This is a genomic window from Haemophilus influenzae (assembly GCF_019703545.1).
In the GTDB taxonomy this organism is placed as follows: domain Bacteria; phylum Pseudomonadota; class Gammaproteobacteria; order Enterobacterales; family Pasteurellaceae; genus Haemophilus; species Haemophilus influenzae_E.
Map to the genome: position 1 here is coordinate 579940 of NZ_AP018771.1, position 18242 is coordinate 598181.

At 37.3% G+C, this 18242-nt stretch carries 18 protein-coding genes and 1 pseudogene; 14 read left to right on the top strand and 5 right to left on the bottom strand.

Translation table 11 applies throughout. The annotated features are described in order from the left end of the window. Positions 1 to 34 precede the first annotated feature (34 nt). Positions 35 to 2629: a penicillin-binding protein 1A gene (locus tag K6J66_RS02875; protein WP_038439366.1), complete on the bottom strand. Its 2595-nt coding sequence runs from the start codon at positions 2627 to 2629 to the stop codon at positions 35 to 37. Positions 2630 to 2727: 98 nt separating this feature from the next. Between K6J66_RS02875 and K6J66_RS02880 the strand changes: the two genes are divergently transcribed. From K6J66_RS02880 to glmS, 12 genes and pseudogenes are all read left to right on the top strand, one after another. After that, positions 2728 to 3525 (top strand): type IV pilus biogenesis protein PilM, encoded by a 798-nt coding sequence (locus K6J66_RS02880; protein ID WP_038439365.1) that lies wholly within the window; start codon positions 2728 to 2730, stop codon positions 3523 to 3525. Next, on the top strand, positions 3526 to 4032 hold the full coding sequence (gene comB, locus K6J66_RS02885; RefSeq protein WP_038439363.1) for a competence protein ComB: 507 nt from the start codon (positions 3526 to 3528) through the stop codon (positions 4030 to 4032). It begins immediately after the preceding gene. Then, positions 4029 to 4550: a competence protein ComC gene (comC, locus tag K6J66_RS02890; RefSeq protein WP_005662592.1), complete on the top strand. Its 522-nt coding sequence runs from the start codon at positions 4029 to 4031 to the stop codon at positions 4548 to 4550. Before comB ends, comC begins: the two co-directional genes overlap by 4 nt. Next, on the top strand, positions 4547 to 4960 hold the full coding sequence (locus K6J66_RS02895; protein ID WP_032823984.1) for a pilus assembly protein PilP: 414 nt from the start codon (positions 4547 to 4549) through the stop codon (positions 4958 to 4960). Before comC ends, K6J66_RS02895 begins: the two co-directional genes overlap by 4 nt. Before the next feature lie 9 nt (positions 4961 to 4969). Further along, positions 4970 to 6313, top strand: a complete 1344-nt coding sequence (locus tag K6J66_RS02900; RefSeq protein ID WP_038439361.1) for a type IV pilus secretin PilQ family protein — start codon at positions 4970 to 4972, stop codon at positions 6311 to 6313. Then, a pseudogene (locus K6J66_RS02905) lies at positions 6310 to 6531 on the top strand (transposase); the annotation flags it as partial. The gene K6J66_RS02900 and the pseudogene K6J66_RS02905, both read left to right, overlap by 4 nt. A 134-nt stretch (positions 6532 to 6665) precedes the next feature. Further along, a complete protein-coding gene (locus tag K6J66_RS02910) occupies positions 6666 to 7352 on the top strand; it encodes a ComF family protein (RefSeq protein ID WP_038439360.1) in 687 nt (228 codons plus the stop codon). 75 nt (positions 7353 to 7427) lie between these two features. Continuing rightward, a complete protein-coding gene (gene nfuA, locus K6J66_RS02915) occupies positions 7428 to 8024 on the top strand; it encodes a Fe-S biogenesis protein NfuA (protein ID WP_038439359.1) in 597 nt (198 codons plus the stop codon). A 66-nt stretch (positions 8025 to 8090) separates the two neighbouring features. Further along, the gene (gene nudC / locus K6J66_RS02920) at positions 8091 to 8885 is read left to right on the top strand and encodes an NAD(+) diphosphatase (protein ID WP_038439358.1); all 795 of its coding nucleotides are present in this window, start codon (positions 8091 to 8093) and stop codon (positions 8883 to 8885) included. Positions 8886 to 8920: 35 nt separating this feature from the next. Further along, the gene (locus tag K6J66_RS02925) at positions 8921 to 9511 is read left to right on the top strand and encodes a YjaG family protein (RefSeq protein WP_005662597.1); all 591 of its coding nucleotides are present in this window, start codon (positions 8921 to 8923) and stop codon (positions 9509 to 9511) included. 139 nt (positions 9512 to 9650) lie between these two features. After that, positions 9651 to 9923 (top strand): HU family DNA-binding protein, encoded by a 273-nt coding sequence (locus tag K6J66_RS02930; protein WP_005630954.1) that lies wholly within the window; start codon positions 9651 to 9653, stop codon positions 9921 to 9923. A gap of 112 nt (positions 9924 to 10035) precedes the next feature. Next, positions 10036 to 11868 (top strand): glutamine--fructose-6-phosphate transaminase (isomerizing), encoded by a 1833-nt coding sequence (gene glmS, locus K6J66_RS02935; RefSeq protein WP_006995125.1) that lies wholly within the window; start codon positions 10036 to 10038, stop codon positions 11866 to 11868. 54 nt (positions 11869 to 11922) lie between these two features. Here glmS and dsbB read toward each other — a convergent pair whose 3' ends face one another. Beyond that, positions 11923 to 12456, bottom strand: coding sequence for a disulfide bond formation protein DsbB (gene dsbB, locus K6J66_RS02940; RefSeq protein WP_005652138.1), 534 nt, complete (start codon positions 12454 to 12456; stop codon positions 11923 to 11925). Between the two features lie 9 nt (positions 12457 to 12465). Beyond that, the gene (gene nhaB / locus K6J66_RS02945) at positions 12466 to 14010 is read right to left on the bottom strand and encodes a Na(+)/H(+) antiporter NhaB (RefSeq protein WP_038439355.1); all 1545 of its coding nucleotides are present in this window, start codon (positions 14008 to 14010) and stop codon (positions 12466 to 12468) included. Positions 14011 to 14134: 124 nt separating this feature from the next. On the opposite strand from nhaB, the gene fadR reads away from it, so the two are divergent. Next, entirely contained in the window at positions 14135 to 14860 is a 726-nt protein-coding gene (fadR, locus tag K6J66_RS02950; RefSeq protein WP_005656447.1) for a fatty acid metabolism transcriptional regulator FadR, read from the top strand. 44 nt (positions 14861 to 14904) lie between these two features. Here fadR and pssA read toward each other — a convergent pair whose 3' ends face one another. Further along, a complete protein-coding gene (gene pssA / locus K6J66_RS02955; RefSeq protein WP_038439353.1) occupies positions 14905 to 16272 on the bottom strand; it encodes a CDP-diacylglycerol--serine O-phosphatidyltransferase in 1368 nt (455 codons plus the stop codon). A gap of 146 nt (positions 16273 to 16418) precedes the next feature. Here pssA and K6J66_RS02960 point away from each other — a divergent pair, with 146 nt between their 5' ends. Further along, positions 16419 to 17474, top strand: a complete 1056-nt coding sequence (locus K6J66_RS02960; RefSeq protein ID WP_038439351.1) for a tRNA/rRNA methyltransferase — start codon at positions 16419 to 16421, stop codon at positions 17472 to 17474. A gap of 31 nt (positions 17475 to 17505) precedes the next feature. Here K6J66_RS02960 and K6J66_RS02965 read toward each other — a convergent pair whose 3' ends face one another. Next, positions 17506 to 18204: a tRNA1(Val) (adenine(37)-N6)-methyltransferase gene (locus tag K6J66_RS02965; protein WP_038439350.1), complete on the bottom strand. Its 699-nt coding sequence runs from the start codon at positions 18202 to 18204 to the stop codon at positions 17506 to 17508. Positions 18205 to 18242 lie beyond the last annotated feature (38 nt).

Genomic DNA, 18242 nt, shown 5'->3' on the forward strand with positions numbered 1-18242 from the left:
ACTCGCCCTATTACACACTAAAGTGCGGTTATTTTTAGAAGAGTTCTTGTGGTTGCGTCGCTGGTGTATTGCCTTCATTATTCAAGCGTTGCTGTAACTCTGTAGGAACGTAATAACCACGCTCTTGCATTTCCGAAAGATAGGTACGTGTCGGTTCAGTACCTACAATAAAGTATTCTTTGCGTCCACCGTTTGGAGAAAGCAAACCTGTAAAAGTATCAATGCTTTTTTCCACAATTTTTGGCGGCAGTGTCAATTTACGTTCTGGCTTATCACTTAAAGCCGTTTTCATATAAGTGATCCAAGCTGGCATGGCTGTTTTTGCACCCGCTTCTCCACGCCCAAGTACACGTTTGTTGTCATCAAATCCAACATAAGTTGTAGTGACTAAGTTTGCACCAAATCCCGCATACCAAGCCACTTTTGAACTGTTGGTGGTACCTGTTTTACCGCCTATATCGCTACGTTTAATGCTTTGTGCAATACGCCAACTTGTGCCTTTCCAGTCTAAACCTTGTTCGCCATAAATCGCCGTATTTAAGGCACTACGAATGAGAAAAGCAAGTTCGCCACTAATGACTCGTGGTGCATATTCTATTTTCGACGAAGCATTTTTTGCTGCAGCCATTAAATCAATCGCATCTTCTTTAAGTGCGGTCATATTTGATTGTAATTCTGGCAATTCAGGCACAGTTTCAGGTTGTTGATCTAATTCTTCGCCATTGGTGCTTTCATCTGTTGGTTTTAAGGCACTCTCGCCTAAAGGAATATTCGCAAAGCCGTTGATTTTGTCTTTAGTTTCGCCATAAATCACAGGGATATCATTACATTCAATACAAGCAATTTTAGGGTTTGCGACAAATAATTCTTTTCCTGTGTTATCTTGAATTTTTTCAATAATATAAGGTTCAATGAGGAAACCACCATTATCAAACACCGAATAAGCTCTAGCCATTTCTAATGGCGTGAAAGAGGCTGCACCAAGAGCCAAGGCTTCGCTAGCAAAATATTGATCACGTTTAAAGCCAAAACGTTGTAAAAATTCTGCAGTGAAATCAATACCTGCCGTTTGGATCGCACGAATAGCAATCATATTTTTGGATTGACCTAATCCTACACGTAAACGCATCGGCCCATCATAACGATCAGGCGAGTTTTTCGGTTGCCACAGTTTTTGTCCTGGTTTTTGAATAGAAATCGGGCTGTCTTGTAATACGCTTGAAAGCGTTAAGCCTTTTTCTAATGCTGCAGCATAAATAAATGGTTTAATAGAAGAACCCACTTGAACTAAAGATTGTGTCGCACGGTTGAATTTACTTTGTTCATAACTAAAGCCACCGACCACTGCTTCAATCGCACCATTATCTGAATTAAGAGAAACTAATGCTGAATTTGCTGAGGGAATTTGTCCTAATTGCCATTCCCCATTAGCACGCTGACGAATCCAAATTTGCTCGCCGACTTTCACAGGATTGCTTCTGCCTGTCCAACGCATTGCATTGGTTGATAAGGTCATTTTTTCCCCAGAAGCGAGCAATATATCAGCACCGCCTTTTGCAATTCCAATCACTGCCGCAGGAATAAATGGCTCTGAATCAGGTAGTTTGCGTAGAAAACCGACAATGCGATCATTGTCCCAAGCGGCTTCATTTTTTTGCCATAATGGTGCGCCACCGCGATAACCGTGACGCATATCGTAATCAATCAAGTTATTACGCACAGCTTTTTGGGCTTCAGCTTGGTCTTTTGAAAGTACAGTGGTAAATACTTTATAACCACTGGTGTAAGCATTTTCTTCGCCAAAACGACGCACCATTTCTTGACGCACCATTTCAGTGACATAATCGGCTCGAAATTCAAATTTTGCGCCGTGATAGCTCGCCACAATCGGCTCTTTCAATGCAGCATCATATTCTTCTTTGCTGATGTATTTTTCATCTAACATACGGCTTAGCACCACATTGCGGCGTTCTTCTGCACGTTTTAGCGAATAAAGCGGATTCATTGTTGAAGGTGCCTTAGGTAAACCAGCAATAATCGCCATTTCCGATAAGGTCAATTCATTCAATGATTTACCGAAATAGGTTTGTGCTGCCGCTGCAACACCATAAGAACGATAGCCTAAAAAGATTTTGTTTAAATAAAGCTCTAAGATTTCTTGTTTGTTGAGGGTATTTTCGATTTCTACCGCAAGCACTGCTTCACGAGCTTTACGAATAATGGTTTTTTCTGAGGTTAAGAAAAAGTTACGCGCTAATTGTTGAGTAATCGTACTTGCGCCTTGTGATGCACCGCCATTACTCACTGCGACAAATAATGCACGGGCAATGCCGATAGGGTCTAATCCGTGATGATCGTAAAAACGGCTGTCTTCCGTCGCTAAAAATGCGTCAATTAAGCGTTGTGGCACATCGGCTAATTTCACTGGAATACGGCGTTGCTCGCCCACTTCGCCAATTAATTTACCGTCTGCCGTATAAATCTGCATTGGTTGCTGTAATTCAACGGTTTTTAATGCTTCGACTGAGGGCAATTCAGATTTTAGGTGGAAATACAACATTCCGCCTGCTACTAAACCTAAAATACATAAAGTTAATAGGGTGTTTAATATTAATTTTGCGATCCGCATCGTAAAATTCTCGCTTCGTTAATGAATATTCTTGTCAAGAGACCTATGATTTGGTTGTTAAGTATAAAAGATTCAGCCTTTAAAGAATAGGAAAGAATATGCAATTCTCCCTGAAAAATTACCGCACTTTACAAATCGGCATTCATCGTAAGCAGAGTTATTTTGATTTTGTGTGGTTTGATGATCTCGAACAGCCACAAAGTTATCAAATCTTTGTTAATGATCGTTATTTTAAAAATCGTTTTTTACAACAGCTAAAAACACAATATCAAGGGAAAACCTTTCCTTTGCAGTTTGTAGCAAGCATTCCCGCTCACTTAACTTGGTCGAAAGTATTAATGTTGCCACAAGTGTTAAATGCGCAAGAATGTCATCAACAATGTAAATTTGTGATTGAGAAAGAGCTGCCTATTTTTTTAGAAGAATTGTGGTTTGATTATCGTTCTACCCCGTTAAAGCAAGGTTTTCGATTAGAGGTTACTGCAATTCGTAAAAGTACTGCTCAAACTTATTTGCAAGATTTTCAGCCATTTAAAATTAATGTATTGGATGTTGCATCAAATGCTGTTTTGCGTGCATTTCAATATTTGTTGAATGAACAAGTGCGGTCAGAAAATACCTTATTTTTATTTCAAGAAGATGACTATTGCTTGGCGATTTGTGAAAGATCTCAGCAATCACAAATTTTACAATCTCACGAAAATTTGACCGCACTTTATGAACAATTTACCGAACGTTTTGAAGGACAACTTGAACAAGTTTTTGTTTATCAAATTCCCTCAAGTTATACGCCATTACTAGAAAATTGGCAGCGAGTAGAAACAGAACTCCCTTTTATTGCACTTGGCAACGCGCTATGGCAAAAAGATTTACATCAACAAAAAGTGGGTGGTTAAATGTCGATGAATTTATTGCCTTGGCGTACTTATCAACATCAAAAGCGTTTACGTCGTTTAGCTTTTTATATCGCTTTATTTATCTTGCTTGCTATTAATTTAATGTTGGCTTTTAGCAATTTGATTGAACAACAGAAACAAAATTTGCAGGCACAGCAAAAGTCGTTTGAACAACTTAATCAACAGCTTCATAAAACTACCATGCAAATTGATCAGTTACGCAGAGCGGTGAAAGTTGGTGAAGTTTTGACATCTATTCCCAACGAGCAAGTAAAAAAGAGTTTACAACAGCTAAGTGAATTACCTTTTCAACAAGGAGAACTGAATAAATTTAAACAAGATGCGAATAACTTAAGCTTGGAAGGTAACGCACAAGATCAAACAGAATTTGAACTGATTCATCAATTTTTAAAGAAACATTTTCCCAATGTGAAATTAAGTCAGGTTCAACCTGAACAAGATACATTGTTTTTTCACTTTGATGTGGAACAAGGGGCGGAAAAATGAAAGCTTTTTTTAACGATCCTTTGACTCCTTTTGGAAAATGGCTAAGTCAGCCTTTTTATGTGCACGGTTTAACCTTTTTATTGCTATTAAGTGCGGTGATTTTTCGCCCCGTTTTAGATTATATCGAGGGGAGTTCACGTTTCCATGAAATTGAAAATGAGTTAGCGGTGAAACGTTCAGAATTGTTGCATCAGCAGAAAATTTTAACTTCTTTACAGCAGCAATCGGAAAGTCGAAAACTTTCTCCAGAACTGGCTGCACAAATTATTCCTTTGAATAAACAAATTCAACGTTTAGCTGCACGCAACGGTTTATCTCAGCATTTACGTTGGGAAATGGGGCAAAAGCCTATTTTGCATTTACAGCTTACAGGTCATTTTGAGAAAACGAAGACATTTTTAACCGCACTTTTGGCTAATTCGTCACAGCTTTCAGTGAGTCGCTTGCAGTTTATCAAACCCGAAGACAGCCCATTGCAAACCGAGATTATTTTTCAGTTAGATAGGGAGACAAAATGAAGTATTGGTTTTTCCTAACAGCATTGCTTTTTATAAATTGCAGTTGGGGACAAGATCCTTTCGATAAAACACAGCGTAACCGTTCTCAGTTTGATAACGCACAAACAGTAATGGAACAGACAGAAATAATTTCCTCAGATGTACCTAATAATCTATGCGGAGCGGATGAAAATCGCCAAGCGGCTGAAATTCCTTTGAACGCTTTAAAATTGGTGGGCGTAGTGATTTCTAAAGATAAAGCCTTTGCCTTATTGCAAGATCAAGGTTTGCAAATTTACAGTGTTTTAGAGGGCGTTGATGTGGCTCAAGAGGGCTATATTGTAGAAAAAATCAACCAAAACAATGTTCAATTTATGCGCAAGCTCGGAGAGCAATGTGATAGTAGTGAATGGAAAAAATTAAGTTTTTAAAGGAAGATTATGAAGAAATATCTTTTAAAGTGCGGTTATTTTTTAGTATGTTTTTGTTTGCCATTAATCGTTTTTGCTAATCCTAAAACAGATAACGAACGTTTTTTTATTTGTTTATCGCAAGCACCTTTAGCTCAAATACTGGAGCAATTAGCTTTTCAACAAGATGTGAATTTAGTGATGGGTGAGAGGTTAGAAGGCAATATTTCTTTGAAATTAAACAATATTGATATGCCACGTTTGCTAAAAATAATCGCAAAAAGTAAGAAGATTACTTTGAATAAAGATGAGGGTATTTACTATCTGAATGGAGGGCTATCAGGCAAAGGTCAAGTTGCAGGAAATCTTACTACAAATGAACCGCACTTAGTGAGTCACACGGTAAAACTCCATTTTGCTAAAGCCTCTGAATTAATGAAATCCTTAACAACAGGAAGTGGATCTTTGCTTTCTCCTGCGGGGAGCATTACCTTTGATGATCGCAGTAATTTGCTGGTTATTCAGGATGAACCTCGTTTTGTGCAAAATATCAAAAAACTGATTGCTGAAATGGATAAGCCTATTGAACAGATCGCTATTGAAGCGCGAATTGTGACAATTACGGATGAGAGTTTGAAAGAACTTGGCGTTCGGTGGGGGATTTTTAATCCAACTGAAAATGCAAGACGAGTTGCGGGCAGCCTTACAGGCAATAGCTTTGAAAATATTGCGGATAATCTTAATGTAAATTTTGCGACAACGACGACACCTGCTGGCTCTATAGCATTACAAGTCGCGAAAATTAATGGGCGATTGCTTGATTTAGAATTGAGTGCGTTGGAGCGTGAAAATAATGTAGAAATTATTGCAAGTCCTCGCTTACTCACTACCAATAAGAAAAGTGCAAGCATTAAACAGGGGACAGAAATTCCTTACGTCGTGAGTAATACTCGTAACGATACGCAGTCTGTGGAATTTCGTGAGGCGGTGCTTGGTTTGGAAGTGACGCCACATATTTCTAAAGATAACAATATCTTACTTGATTTATTGGTGAGTCAAAATTCCCCTGGTTCTCGTGTCGCTTATGGACAAAATGAGGTGGTTTCTATTGATAAGCAAGAAATTAATACTCAGGTTTTTGCCAAAGATGGGGAAACCATTGTGCTTGGCGGCGTATTTCACGACACAATCACGAAAAGCGAAGATAAAGTGCCATTGCTTGGCGATATACCCGTTATTAAACGATTATTTAGCAAAGAAAGTGAACGACATCAAAAACGTGAGCTCGTGATTTTCGTGACGCCACATATTTTAAAAGCAGGAGAAACGTTAGAGGCGTTGAAACAAAAAAGTGCGGGCAAAAAGTTACAATGAGTTACTGCCGTTTGTTTTATCACATTGTTTTTAGGACAAAAGACAGTGTTTATGCCATTAATGAAGAAAATGAGAAAATTCTCTATGATTATATTTGGGGATTTGTTAAATCACACCATTCTATACTTCATCGAATTAATGGTATGCCAGATCATCTACATTTATTTGTTGAATTACACCAAACGATTTCGGTAGCTGAATTTGTTCGTAAATTAAAAAATAGGTTTGTAATCCGTGGGTAAGTATACCCACGATTAATGATGGTAATCGTGGTTCCCCTTTGGGGAACGCTTACATCTACCCTAGGTTACTACATCTACCCTAAGTCGCCGTAATCACTAATAAGGATCAAATGAACTTCTTCAATTTTCGCTGTATCCACTGTCGTGGCAATCTTCATATTGCAAAAAATGGGCTATGTTCAGGTTGCCAAAAACAAATTAAATCTTTTCCTTATTGCGGTCATTGTGGTGCGGAATTGCAATATTATGCGCAGCATTGTGGGAATTGTCTTAAACAAGAACCAAGTTGGGATAAGATGGTTATTATTGGGCATTATATTGAACCTCTTTCGATATTGATTCAGCGTTTTAAATTTCAAAATCAATTTTGGATTGACCGCACTTTAGCTCGGCTTTTATATCTTGCGGTGCGTGATGCTAAACGAACGCATCAACTTAAATTGCCAGAGGCAATCATTCCAGTGCCTTTATATCATTTTCGTCAGTGGCGACGGGGTTATAATCAGGCTGATTTATTATCTCGGCAATTAAGTCGTTGGCTGGATATTCCTAATTTGAACAATATCGTAAAACGTGTGAAACACACCCATGCTCAACGTGGTTTGAGTGCAAAAGATCGTCGTCAGAATTTAAAAAATGCCTTTTCTCTTGTTGTTTTGAAAAATGAGTTTCCTTATCGTCGTATAGCATTGGTGGATGATGTGATTACTACTGGTTCTACACTCAATGAAATCTCAAAATTGTTGCGAAAATTAGGTGTGGAGGAGATTCAAGTGTGGGGGCTGGCGCGAGCTTAATATAAAGCACTGGAAAAAAAAGCGCGATAAGCGTATTATTCCCGATACTTTCTCTCAAGTATTTAGGACATAATTATGGAACAAGCAACCCAGCAAATCGCTATTTCTGATGTCGCACAAGCGCATTTTCGAAAACTTTTAGACACCCAAGAAGAAGGAACGAATATTCGTATTTTCGTGGTTAATCCGGGTACGCTTAATGCGGAATGTGGCGTATCTTATTGCCCCCCGAATGCTGTGGAAGAAAGCGATATTGAAATGAAATATAATACTTTTTCTGCATTTATTGATGAAGTGAGTTTGCCTTTCTTAGAAGAAGCAGAAATTGATTATGTTACCGAAGAGCTTGGTGCGCAACTGACCTTAAAAGCACCGAATGCCAAAATGCGTAAGGTGGCTGATGATGCGCCATTGATTGAACGTGTTGAATATGTAATTCAAACTCAAATTAACCCACAGCTTGCAAATCACGGTGGACGTATAACCTTAATTGAAATTACTGAAGATGGTTACGCAGTTTTACAATTTGGTGGTGGCTGTAACGGTTGTTCAATGGTGGATGTTACGTTAAAAGATGGCGTAGAAAAACAACTTGTTAGCTTATTCCCGAATGAATTAAAAGGTGCAAAAGATATAACTGAGCATCAACGTGGCGAACATTCTTATTATTAGTGAGTTATAAAAGAAGATTTATAATGACCGCACTTTTGAAAGTGCGGTTATTTTTATGGAGAAAAAATGAAAATACTTCAACAAGATGATTTTGGTTATTGGTTGCTTACACAAGGTTCTAATCTGTATTTAGTGAATAATGAATTGCCTTTTGGTATCGCTAAAGATATTGATTTGGAAGGATTGCAGGCAATGCAAATTGGAGAATGGAAAAATCATCCGTTGTGGCTTGTGGCTGAGCAAGAAAGTGATGAACGAGAATATGTGAGTTTGAGTCACTTGCTTTCACTGCCAGAGGATGAATTCCATATATTAAGCCGAGGTGTGGAAATTAATCATTTTCTGAAAACCCATAAATTTTGTGGAAAGTGCGGTCATAAAACACAACAAACTCAAGATGAACTTGCAGTGCAATGTATTCACTGTGGGTATCAAACTTATCCTGTGATTTGCCCATCAATTATTGTTGCGGTTCGTCGTGGTCACGAAATTCTATTGGCAAATCATAAGCGACATTATAGTCCTAACGGAGGAATATACACGACGCTTGCAGGTTTTGTCGAAGTAGGGGAAACATTTGAACAAGCAGTGCAGAGAGAGGTTTTTGAAGAAATAGGGATTTCAATAAAAAATCTTCGTTATTTCGGTAGCCAACCTTGGGCATTTCCAAATTCTCAAATGGTGGGTTTTCTGGCTGATTATGATAGCGGTGAAATAACATTGCAGGAAAGTGAAATTTATGATGCACAATGGTTTTCTTATGATCAACCCTTGCCAGAATTACCGCCAACAGGTACTATCGCTCGCAAATTAATTCATGTGACGCTTGAACTTTGTAAAGCGGAACATAAATGCGATTAATAAATATTCCAACTCTTACGAATTAAGGAAATAAGATGCGAAATCCGATTCATAAACGCTTAGAAAACTTAGAAAGTTGGCAACATCTTACTTTTATGGCTGCTTTATGTGAACGTATGGCACCAAATTTTAAATTGTTCTGTCAAATGAACGAGCTTAGCGCTGAAGCCAAAATGTATCAAAATATTCTCAATTTGGTGTGGGAATATTTAACAATTAAAGATGTCAAAATCAACTTTGAAAATCAGTTGGAGAAATTAGAAAGCATTATTCCTGATGTGAATGATTATGATAGTTTTGGTGTTGTGCCAGCGTTAGATGCCTGTCAGGCTTTAGCTGAAATTTTACACGCCATTATTGCGGGCGAAACCTTAGAAAAAGCGGTGGAAATAAGCTTAATTTCGTTGGGAACAATAAGGGCATTATTGGAAACAGAAACTGGACGAGATTGGTCAGAAAGTAAGCTAAAAGAAAATGAAGATATTCAAACAGAACTTGATGTGCAATGGCAAGTTTATCGTTTGCTTAAAGAATGTGAAAAACGTGATATTGAATTAATTTTAGCTTTAAAAAATGAAATTCGGACTGAGGGTATATCTAACATTGGTATAGAATTTCATCAATAACGTGAGATTTGTCACAATTTTTATAAATCATGCTTTTAATTCATCTCAAGTTAGATTATCCTTTGCACAGTTTTTGCGACAAATTCGCAAAGATACTTTTAAAGAATTAAATTTTTTATTTAACAGAAGGTACAAATTTATGAACAAAACAGATTTAATTGATGCAATTGCAAACGCTGCAGAGTTAAACAAAAAACAAGCTAAAGCAGCGTTAGAAGCGACTTTAGATGCAATTACTGCAAGCCTAAAAGAAGGTGAGCCTGTACAATTAATCGGTTTCGGTACATTTAAAGTAAATGAACGTGCTGCTCGTACTGGTCGTAACCCACAAACTGGTGCTGAAATCCAAATCGCAGCATCTAAAGTGCCAGCATTTGTATCTGGTAAAGCATTAAAAGATGCAATCAAATAATTGATAACATCAATGAAATGAAGCCCTGTCGATTGCGCAGGGTTTTTTTTATTGTGTAAACGCGTGGCAAATGTAAAAACAAACTTAGTAATAGAATAAATAAGGAAAACTTATGTGTGGTATTGTCGGTGCAGTAGCGCAACGAGATGTAGCGGAAATCTTAATTAATGGTTTACATCGTTTAGAATATCGTGGTTATGATTCGGCTGGTGTTGCAGTAATCAATAAACAAAATGAATTACAACGTATTCGTTGTTTAGGCAAAGTTAAAGCTTTAGATGAAGCCGTATCAGAAAAACCATTAATTGGTGGAACGGGAATTGCACATACTCGCTGGGCAACTCACGGCGAACCATCAGAAACTAATGCGCATCCGCATTCATCAGGTACTTTTGCTGTAGTACATAACGGTATTATTGAAAATCACGAAGAACTTCGCGAATTATTAAAATCTCGTGGTTATGTCTTTTTATCACAAACAGATACTGAAGTGATCGCGCATTTGGTTGAATGGGAAATGCGTAGCACGGATTCACTTTTAGAGGCTGTGCAGAAATCGGTAAAACAACTCACGGGTGCATATGGTATGGTGGTAATGGACAGCCGTCATCCTGAACATTTAGTGGCAGCTCGTTCTGGTAGTCCACTTGTGATTGGCTTAGGTATCGGTGAAAATTTCTTAGCTTCAGATCAACTTGCACTTTTAAGTGTTACTCGCCGTTTTATCTTTTTAGAAGAAGGAGATATTGCAGAAATTACACGTCGTACAGTTGATATTTATGATACTCACGGTAATAAGGCTAAACGTGAAATTCACGAATCTAATCTTGAAAATGACGCTGCAGAGAAAGGTAAATTCCGTCATTTTATGCAGAAAGAAATTTACGAACAGCCAACCGCACTTATTAATACAATGGAAGGGCGTATTAATCACGAAAATGTGATTGTCGATTCAATCGGTAATGGTGCAAAAGGCATTTTAGAAAAAGTTGAGCATATTCAAATTGTTGCTTGTGGTACATCTTATAATGCAGGTATGGTGGCGCGTTATTGGTTTGAATCTTTAGCTGGCGTGAGCTGTGATGTTGAAATTGCATCAGAATTTCGTTATCGCAAATTTGTTACCCGTCCAAATAGCTTATTGATTACCCTTTCTCAATCTGGCGAAACAGCCGATACTTTAGCTGCACTTCGTTTAGCGAAAGAAAAAGGCTATATGGCGGCATTAACAATTTGTAATGTTGCTGGCTCTTCGCTCGTACGCGAATCAGATCTTGCATTTATGACTCGTGCTGGTGTTGAAGTTGGGGTGGCATCGACAAAAGCATTTACGACACAGCTCGCTGCATTATTAATGCTGGTGACGGCACTTGGTAAAGTTAAAGGTCATATTTCTGCAGAAAAAGAGCGTGAGATTATCAAAGCAATGCAATCTTTACCTGCTGAAATTGAAAAAGCGTTAGCTTTTGATACAGAAATTGAAGCTTTAGCAGAGGATTTTGCTGAAAAACATCATGCACTTTTCTTAGGTCGTGGTGCGTTTTATCCAATTGCCGTAGAGGCTTCTTTGAAATTGAAAGAGATTTCTTATATTCACGCTGAGGCCTATGCGGCAGGAGAATTGAAACACGGGCCATTAGCGTTAATTGATGCTGATATGCCAGTGATTGTCGTTGCACCAAATAATGAATTATTAGAAAAAGTAAAATCGAACATTGAGGAAGTGCGAGCTCGTGGCGGTCAATTATACGTATTTGCCGATAAAGAAGCAGGATTTACGCCAAGTGAAGGAATGAAAATCATCACGATGCCAAAAGTCAATGATATTGTTGCACCGATTTTTTATACCATTCCAATGCAATTACTTTCTTATTATGTGGCTTTAATTAAAGGTACTGATGTAGATCAACCTCGTAACTTAGCAAAATCAGTTACCGTTGAATAAAGTGCGGTTGATTTTAATATAATAAAAAATACGGTGAAATTTCACCGTATTTTTTTAGTTAAATAATCTTCTTTGTTTCCGTGTTTTAATCACTTGTGCGATTAACAATAATGTGAGAATAACCACATATAGTGAAAAAATAACCACTAGCCATTGCACCATCGTTAAACCAAATAATGACCATTGGCTTTCATTACAAGAGCCAGTCGGGTTAAATATAAATGGAAACCATTGATGAAATGGTAAAGTCTCGGGAAAATTTGGAATAAACTCACATTGTTTCCAAGGAGCTGGATTCATTTGCAAATCAAGATGACGAAATGAAATTAATAATCCCTTAATACTGCTGAATAAACCTAAAGCCAAGGCGATTAATCGAATGATTAAAGCACGAGGTTGAAGTAATGCGATAATTCCCGCTACAAATAAGCCAATCATTGCTAAACGTTCATAAACACAGAGCACACAAGGTTGTAAGCCCATTCCATATTGGAAGTAAAGTGCGGTGGATTCTAAGGCTAAACTTGAAAAAGCCAATAAAAACCACACAAAACGTTTTTCGGAAAATTGTTTTAATAGTGCGAGCATTTTCTCTCCTTAAATTGGCAAAATTAAACCTAAACTTGCTAACCAAATTGTGGCAGCAGGTAAAATAAATTCAATAGCCAGTAAACCAATGATTGAAAGTACAATCGTGTAAGGTAAAGCCATATAAACCATTCTGCCATAAGAAAGGCGAATTAATGGCGAAATTGATGAAGTCAATAAGAATAAGAAAGCAGCTTGTCCATTTGGTGTTGCAACTGATGGTAAGTTTGTACCTGTATTAATGGCAACAGAAAGCAATTCAAATTGATGCGGTGCAATTACTCCATTAGTCAGTGCAGCTTTAGCTTCATTAATATAAACCGTTGCAACAAATACATTATCAGAAATAGAAGAAAGCAAGCCATTAAACAAATAGAATAAAGCAAGTTGTGTATTTTCTTCCGCAGAAAGAACGAAGTGAATAATTGGTGAAAAAAGTTTTTGATCAATAATTACTGCAACAACAGAAAAGAATACAACGAGCAATGCAGTAAAGGGTAAAGATTCCTGAAAGGCTTTACCGATAGTATGTTCATCCGTCACACCAGTGAAAGACGTAGCAAAAATGATGATACTTAAACCAATTAAACCGACTGCGGCAAGATGGAATGCTAATCCAAGAATTAACCAAATTGCGATTAACGCTTGCATACCTAATTTAATTTTATCTTGTTTAGACATTTTTTCTGAATTAGTGCGATCTAAATCTGATAAGATTTTCCACACTTCGTCTGGTAATTTCTCGCCATAACCAAATAATTTGAATTTTTCGACCAAGAAACAAGTGAGTAATCCGCAGATAAACACAGGAATAGTCACGGGTGCCATACGGAGGAAAAATTCCATAAAGTTCCATTTTGCTTGTTCTGCAATAATTAAGTTTTGTGGTTCTCCAACAACGGTCATTACACCACCGAGTGCAGTTCCTACACCCGCATGCATCATTAAACTACGTAAGAATGCACGGAATTTTTCTAAGATTTCGTGCTGTTGTTCAATAATTTTTCTATCGTCTGAAATATCAACCACATCAATTAAATTATTGCCTGATGCAACTTTGTGATACACACCATAAAATCCCATTGCGACACTAATGATAACAGCAACAACCGTTAAAGCATCGAGAAAAGCCGATAAAAAAGCAGCACTAAAACAAAAGGCAATAGAAAGTGCAATTTTAGAACGAATTTTGACAAGTAATTTAGTAAATACATAAAGCAGTAATTGTTTCATAAAGAAAATACCTGCCACCATAAATATCAGTAGCAAGATCACTTCAAAGTTTGCCATAATTTCTGCTTTGACGTGTTTGGCATTTGTCATTCCAATAATAATAGCTTCAATTGCTAATAGACCACCCGGTTGAAGAGGGTAGCATTTTAATGCCATTGCCAATGTGAAAATAAATTCTGCAACGAGTAACCAACCCGCAATAAAAGGACTAATAAAAAAGAAAACAATTGGATTTATAATAAGAAAAACCACAATGGCAAGTTTGTACCATTCTGGACTTGCCCCAAGAAAGTTTTTCATAAAAGCCTGAATGTTTGTCATAGTGAACTCCATTATTTTTATCACGCGAACATTGTAATATATCCCCCTTTAAAGGATAATAAAAACCAAGTAATTTTTTTATAAAATTGCATTTTTTTTGATTTTTATCTGATTTTTAATTGTAATGCAAAACAATAACGACATTTTAAAAGCCCAAAGTCCAGCAGCTTTAGCAGAGGAATATATTGTAAAGAGTATTTGGCAAGATGTTTTTCCTTCGGGCAGTAATTTGCCATCAGAACGTGATTTAGCCGATAAGATTGGTGTAACTCGCACCACCCTACGTGAAGTTTTACAACGTTTGGCTCGTGATGGTTGGCTAACAATTCAGCACGGCAAACCCACCAAAGTAAATAATATTTGGGATGCTGCAGGGCCGAATATTATTGAAACCCTAATTGCTTTGGATATGCAGTCCGCGCCCTTAATTATTGATAATATGCTGTCTTTACGTAGTAAAATGTCGGAATCTTACATTTATGAAGCTGTAAAGAATTCTCCTCAAAAATCAACCGCACTTTTTGCTGAATTAGAGCAATTACAAAACACAGCACAAGATTACACAGAATTTGATTACCAATTATTTCGTCAATTCACTGTTGTTGCCAACAAACCCTTTTATCGTTTAATTTTCAATAGTTTAAAAGGCGTTTATCAGCGAATAGGGTTGTTATTTTTTAAAGAAAAAACACACCGTGAATTAACAAAGCAATTTTATTTAGAAATGCAACAAATTTGTCTTGAGGGAAATGCAGATGCAGTAGTGGATTGCATCCGTAAACATAATTTACGTTCTTCAACCTACTGGAAAGCCATTTTAGAACGATTGCCACAAAATTTATCAGATTAATACTAGAACCGAATTTAAGAAAAAACATAAAATTTTTCTTATAATTACAAAATCATTTTTACCAATTTATCTGCTTTAATTCGTGCAAATTTTTTCAAAAGTTTTTGCACTGGTTCTGGGTATTGATTTAATTCTTCTAATTCAGAGTAATGTTTTAATACTTTTGTATGTTGGCGAATTTGGTTTTGCTCTTTTTCCACTTGGGCTAAAAGCTGTTGTTGTGGATCGTAAATTAATAAGCCATTTTCTGCATCCAAACGCCACGCTCGAGGGTTAAGATTATTGCCCGTGAGTAAAATATAGCGGTCATCTACCCACACACCTTTTAAGTGGTAGGTATTATCGCCATCACGCCATAAACGCACCACAAGCTGACCACTTTCAATTTGAGTCTCAAATTTTTCACAGAAACGGCGAAGATTACTTTCATAAAGATAAGGTAACGCCCCCGCCATTTTGAATGGTTGTTCTGGTGGAATGTAAAAATCGTTTGCGACTTTATCGCCAACAATAATTTCTACTCGTTTACCGCTTTCCAATAATGTTGCTATTTTATGTTGCAATGTGCGTGGGAAATTAAAATATGGCGTACAAATCACCAATTTTTCTTGCACTTGCAAGAATAAATCTTCAATCACTTGATTTAATTCGTTGCCCGATGCGCCTAAGCCAAACAGTGGCGATACGCTTAAAACATTCGGTAATTTCACCGCACTTTTTAATGAATATTCTCCATTTTGTGCAAGATCTTTACGATAAGCACGAATATTGCCTCGGATCTCTTTGGTGCGAGGGCGGTTGGTCACATCAAGTGGATAAACTGCACTGAAATCTAACAAGTAATCATTGATGAAATTTACCATCGAATCAGCTAATTCAGTATGAGTGATTTTTTGATAGCGGTCGTAACGATATTTTTCAAATTGATGAAGATAGACATTATTAATACTTGCACCGCTATAAAGTACCGTATCATCAAATACAAAGCCTTTGACATGCAACACACCAAAAACTTCGCGTGTATTAATTGGCACGCCAAAGAATATATTCGGATCATCAGGTAACTGATAAGTTTGGCGTTGCTCGCAATACCAATCTGCATTAGTGGCAGATTTTTCCGCCCCTAATAAATTGCGTTGTGCGCGATGCCAATCTATGAGAATTTTTACATCCAAGTGTGGATTTTCTTGCTTCACGCGATAAATTTCATCGAGGATTTCCTGCCCCGCTTCATCTTTTTGCCAATAAAGTGCGGTAACATAAATACGTTTTTTTGCGTTTCTGATTAATTCAATAATTTGAGTTTTAAATTCAGCCGAGCTACCCAAAAATTCAATTTGCTCAGCTTGCAAGGCAAGGAATGGCAAATTATTTAAATTTTGTTCAGCTCGTTTGGTTTTATTGATTAACATAATCCATCTCGTGATTAAAGACTAGTGTGCTAGTTTACAATATTTCACGTGCTTATTAATAGAAAAAAGGCTTTTTTTCGTTATAATGCTCACAAATTTTAGCATTTTTTGGCTAAAAAATATTCATTTTTACTCAGGGAAACCCTATGAACGACAAACGCAAACCGTCTTTTCAATCCGCAGGCAAAACCTTTCAAGAACGCGCAGTGGGGGAAAAGTACAGAGAAAAACCAAGCCAAAATCGACCGCACTTTAATGATAAATTTAATGGAAATAGAAACGAAAAATCTCGTTTTTCTCGTGATAAACAAGAAGTGAGAGAAACTAAAATTACGCAACTTTCTTTATCTCGTGCGCCATCAAATAAAAATACAGAACAACCTAAAGTTCAAGTGATGATAAAAAGTACGGGTACGGTTTATAAAACAAAAGAAAAGAAAACGGGTGCGCTTTCTCCTCGTGCGCCTGAAAAAATTAAGAAAAACCGTGCGGAAGAAATGAAAGTTTACGGTGAAAACGCCTGTTTAGCTTTATTTGCAGAACGCGCTGAAAGTATTGTTCGATTGTGGGCAACCGTGCAAATGTCACACAAAATTGGCGAGGTATTGAGTTATTTAGCCGAAAACAAGAAGGCTTATCACGTTGTAGATAGTGAAGAATTAGCTCGAGTGAGCGGAACGGAACATCATGCTGGCATTTGCTTATTAGTGAAGAAACCGCGAGCTTTCACGTTGCAAGGATATTTGGATATTCCTCGTAACGAGGATTGTTTAGTGCTATTAGACAACGTGAATAATGCACAAAATATCGGAGGTGTATTGCGTACTTGTGCTTATTTTGGCGTGAAAAATATTGTCGCCGATAATGTGGAAAATCTGTATTCAGCAGCCTCAATGCGTGTAGCAGAAGGTGGCGCAGAATATATTCGTGTGTTAGAAACGGATGATATTGATTCGGCTTTGATGCACTTGCGTAAATCAGGCTATCAAATTATTCACGTATCGCACAATAAACAAGGCGACCCATTGGATAAAGTGCGGTTAAAAAATAAAGTGGTTTTTGTGCTAAGTGAAAGTTCTACGGAAAGTTTAGCGACGCCAGAAGACACACAAGTGCGTTTAACGCTCGCAAGCCCAATTAAATCAGGCTTAAACATTGCAGTGAATGCGGGTGTGTTGTTGGCGAAGTGGTATTTTAGATAGTGTATGATTAAAGGGGTAAATGATTTCCCCTTTAAAATTTCAAATAAAAGTCTTTAGTCAATTCAATAAACGCTTCAGTGTATTGATTATCCGCATCATAAATTACCAATTGATCTTGCATTAAAACTTGTGGCTGTTTGGCAAAGGTAAGCAACATTCTTTGGGGCGTTTTTCCTATTTTAGTGATGACATTCGTCTGTTTTATGCAAAAAAGTGCGGTGGATTTTATGAGCGTTTTGCCTGCCTCATAAGGCAAAACAAAACTTATTCTCCCATTTTCAGATAAGCGCGTGGCTGCCCATTCTAACCAATTTAAGTGGCTTTGCTTGGTATAACGAGCCAATTCTCTTTCCTCATTTTTGCAAGCAATACCTTGTTCAAAATAAGGTGGATTTGCCACAATTAAATCAAAGGTTTGTGCAGTGGTTTGTAAAAAATGTTGTATATCCGTTTGAATAAGTTGAATGCGATTTTTCCACACTGAATCATTGATGTTTTCTTGTGCTTGTTTTACTGCAATGGGATCCAACTCAACCGCTTGAATTTGGCAGTTTTCTTCAGTTCGTTGTGCCAACATTAACGCCAATAATCCTGTGCCGCTCCCCATATCTAAAATATTTTTACAATGCTTTACATCTGCCCAAGCACCTAACAAAATGCCATCAGTGCTGACTTTCATGGCACAAGAATTTTGATTGATATGGAATTGTTTAAAGGTAAATCCGTTCATAAATTTTTCGTAAATTGACCGCACTTTCAGGTATAATC